Below are 3,479 nucleotides of genomic sequence, written 5' to 3' on the forward strand. Positions count from 1 at the left end.
TCAGGTCGCAGATTGCCGGGGCCCGGGCCTCCTCTCAGGATCGTTGTATGTCGAAATCATCGGTGGCCGGGGCACCCCCGGCGGCGCTCGGGACGGCGCCCTTCGCAAGGACCGTCGCGACCGTGTCCGTCATGGGCGTGCTCGTGGTCGGCCAGATGTACGTCACCATCCCCTTGATGTCCGAACTCGGCGACGCCTGGGGCGTGTCGGCCGGGGCGGCGGCTGCGTCGACCACCGCGTTCGCCTTCGCCCACGCGGTGGGCTCGCTCGTCAGCGGCCCGCTGTCGACCAGGTTCGGACGGCGCACGGTGATGGTCGCCAACGTCCTCGCCATGGCCGTCGTCACCGCCCTGATGCCGGTGGCGACTTCACTCGCCACCGGCGTGACGCTCCGCGCCCTCCAGGGGCTCTTCGCGGGCTCGTTCATCCCCATGTCGTACGCGTACCTTCACGCGCGCATCGCCCCGCACCGTGTCTCCCTCGCACTGACCGTGGTGTCCGCCTGCATGGGTGCCACCGTGGTGATCGGCCAGGTCGAGGCGCAGCTCGTGGCGTCACTGCTCGACTGGGTGTGGGTGTTCTGGGGGACGGTGCCACTGCTGCTGGCCGGGTCCGCCGTCTCCTGGCGGGTCCTGCTGGCCGAGGGGCGGCAGCCTGCCGCGGTGAGCGGCGGAGCCGGCCTGCGAGCCGCGCTCGGGGGCCGGATGTTCCCGCTGTACCTGGTCATCCTGATAGGCGCCGGAAGCCTGACCGCCGTCTACACCGGTGTGCAACTGTTCGGCCCTGCCGACGTGTCAGGCGGCGGGACCTTGCTGGCGCTGCGCGCGAGCGCCCTCCCCGCGCTGCTCGGCGCCATCCTGCTCGCCCCCGCCCTTGCACGTATCCCCGCGCCGCGCCGCGCGGCCGGTGCCCTCGTGGTGACCGCCGCTGCGATGCTGGCCGCCGCCCTGTCCGGTGACAGCGCGATCGCCCTGGGGGCCGCCCTGTTCGCCTTCATGGCGGGCTTCGCCACGCTGGGTCCCGCGCTCATCCAGTCCGTCGGCGCGCGGGCTGGGGCCGCGCAGACCACGGCGATCGCCCTGTACGGCTTCACACTCAACGTGGGCGCCGGGGCGGGCGCCCAACTCGCCGCTTTCTTCGGAGGGTTCACCACGCTGGCGCTGTTCCTGGCGCTCGTGCTGGCCGTCGCCGTCGGTGGCGTTCTGCGTGGTGTCCGTCGGACCTGACGCACTCGCGGGCGCCGCGTTGCCGCGCCCGCGCCGCGCGAACCAGGATGCGGTCATCGCCGTACTCCCCTCGCAGTTCCCGTACTTGCCGTACTCGCCCGCGTCGCACCGTCGTTGCGCGCACGCGACCCGCGTTCTTTCGCACGTCGACCCCAACAGCCGTACGTCCAGGGAGCACTCGACCATGACCAACGTCGCCGTCATCTACTACTCATCCACCGGCTCCACCCACCAGCTCGCGCTGGCCGCCGCCAAGGCCGCCACCGAGGAGGGTGCCGAGGTGCGGCTGCGCCGGGTGCCCGAGATCGCCGCCACCGGACGTCCCGGTTCCGAGGAACACGCCGCGCACACCGCGGACATACCCGAGGTGACGCTGGACGACCTGGACTGGGCCGACGCCGTACTGCTCGGCACACCCGTCCACTTCGGGCTCGCCGCACCGCAGTTGATGCAGTTCATCAATACCACCTCGCCGCTGTCGATCCACGGCAAGCTGCTCAACAAGGCCGTCTCCGCCTTCGCTTCCGGCTCCGCCGAGCACGGTGGCCAGGTCACCGCGATCCTCGCACTGCACAACGCGATCTGCCACTGGGGCTCGGTCATCGTCGCCACCGGCTCCGCCGACCCGGTGCTGTACGAGAAGAACAACGGCAACCCCTACGGTGCTTCCACCGTCGCCGGCAGCCGGGTCGGCTTCATCCACCCGGAGAACGCCGGTGCCATCGCCTACCAGACCCGTCGCACCATCGAGGTCGCCGCCGCCCTCAAGGCCGCCGCCCCGGCCGTCGCCTGACATCCGCCGGCTCCGGTTCGGGAAGGAGTACTCACCATGGCCGTCAGTGACCCGGCTCAACTGCCCGCGACCTTCGTCGACGCCTTCAACGCCAAGGATCTCGCCGCCATCGACCGGCTCTTCGAGCCGGAGGCCGTACGGGTGTTGACACCCGGCACGGTGGTGACCGGCGACGGGCGGCGCCAGGCGACCAGCAGCTTCCTGGCCCTCGGCGTCCCCATCGAGATCACCGTGCGCCACACCTACGTCTACGACGACACGGCCCTGATCATCGGCGACTTCGTCATCGACGGCACCAAGCCGGACGGCGAGCGCGTACATATCGAGGGCACCGCCACCGACGTGGCCCGCCGCGGCTCGGACGGGCTGTGGCGCTACATCATCGACAACCCGCCGGGAGTCGAGGTGGGCGGCGCGTGAACCCGACCGGATCCCGCCGCGCATCCGCCGGGATCCGGCCATAAGAGACGGCACTTGACGGATTCGTTCGATCAGGTGGCCGCATGGTGCGCCCCGACGACACGATGGGCACACACCCATCACGCAGCACACCGACAGGCCGGCGAACAGCAGGCCGGCAATCAGCACCGAGCAGCCGGAAACGGCACGAGCACCCAATCCAATGAGGGAGCAGTACGGCCATGACCAATGTCGCCATCGTTTACTACTCGGCCACCGGGAACATCCACAAGATGGCTGTCGCGGCAGCCGAGGCGGCGGAGAAGGCCGGGGCCGAGGTACGGCTGCGCCGGGTCGCCGAGATCACCGAGGACCCGCTCGCGCCCAACTACAAGGAATGGACCGAGGCGAACGTCGAGCACGTGGCCACCAGCCGGGACGTACAGGTGGCCACCATCGACGACCTCGACTGGGCCGACGCGGTCGTCTGGGGCACCCCCGGCCGCTACGGTCTGCTCGCCGGCCCGCTCAAGCACTTCATCGACCAGACCTTCGAACTGCACGCCCGCCGCGGCCTGATGAACAAGGCGATGTCCGCGTTCACGTCGACGGGCACCCCGCACGGCGGCCAGGAGTCCACGATCCTGTCGCTGAGCAACGTGTTCTACCACTGGGGCGCTGTCATCGTGCCGCCCGGCGTGACCGACGACATCCTGCTCACGCCGAGCAACGGCAACCCGTACGGCGTCAGCGCCACTTCGGGTCTCCAGGCCATCCCCGGCCACCTCGCCCAGAACGTGACCGACGACAACCTCGCCGCCGTTGGTTACCAGACCGTGCGCACCCTCCAGGTCGCCGAGGCGCTCAAGAAGGGCCTGAAGACAGGCTGAGACAGACCAACAGGAAGACTCCACCCGAAGCCGGGCCGCGCTCTCCGCGGCCCGGCTTCCGGCTTCTCTCTCCGCAATCATCCGCCACCTCCCCCTGATATGACGAATTCACTGACCCTTCCTTTCCCGCCACGACGCCATGTGCGAGGTTTTCAAAGGGAATTCACCTTT

The 3,479-nt window shown here is 69.8% G+C and carries 4 protein-coding genes; all 4 read left to right on the forward strand.

Annotation, left to right across the window (positions count from 1 at the left end; genetic code table 11):
• Positions 1–47: 47 nt before the first annotated feature.
• The 4 genes from NGF19_RS30200 (at position 48) to NGF19_RS30215 (ending at position 3,308) form a co-directional block, all read left to right on the forward strand.
• A complete protein-coding gene (locus NGF19_RS30200; protein WP_252429105.1) occupies positions 48–1,226 on the forward strand; it encodes an MFS transporter in 1,179 nt (392 codons plus the stop codon).
• Positions 1,227–1,410: 184 nt separating this feature from the next.
• The gene (locus NGF19_RS30205; RefSeq protein ID WP_252429106.1) at positions 1,411–2,019 is read left to right on the forward strand and encodes an NAD(P)H-dependent oxidoreductase; all 609 of its coding nucleotides are present in this window, start codon (positions 1,411–1,413) and stop codon (positions 2,017–2,019) included.
• A 36-nt stretch (positions 2,020–2,055) separates the two neighbouring features.
• Positions 2,056–2,439, forward strand: a complete 384-nt coding sequence (locus tag NGF19_RS30210; protein ID WP_252429107.1) for a YybH family protein — start codon at positions 2,056–2,058, stop codon at positions 2,437–2,439.
• 221 nt (positions 2,440–2,660) lie between these two features.
• Positions 2,661–3,308, forward strand: coding sequence for an NAD(P)H-dependent oxidoreductase (locus NGF19_RS30215; protein ID WP_252429108.1), 648 nt, complete (start codon positions 2,661–2,663; stop codon positions 3,306–3,308).
• Positions 3,309–3,479: the final 171 nt, after the last annotated feature.

Origin of the sequence: Streptomyces macrolidinus (genome assembly GCF_023887685.1) — a bacterium.
Taxonomy (GTDB): domain Bacteria; phylum Actinomycetota; class Actinomycetes; order Streptomycetales; family Streptomycetaceae; genus Streptomyces; species Streptomyces macrolidinus.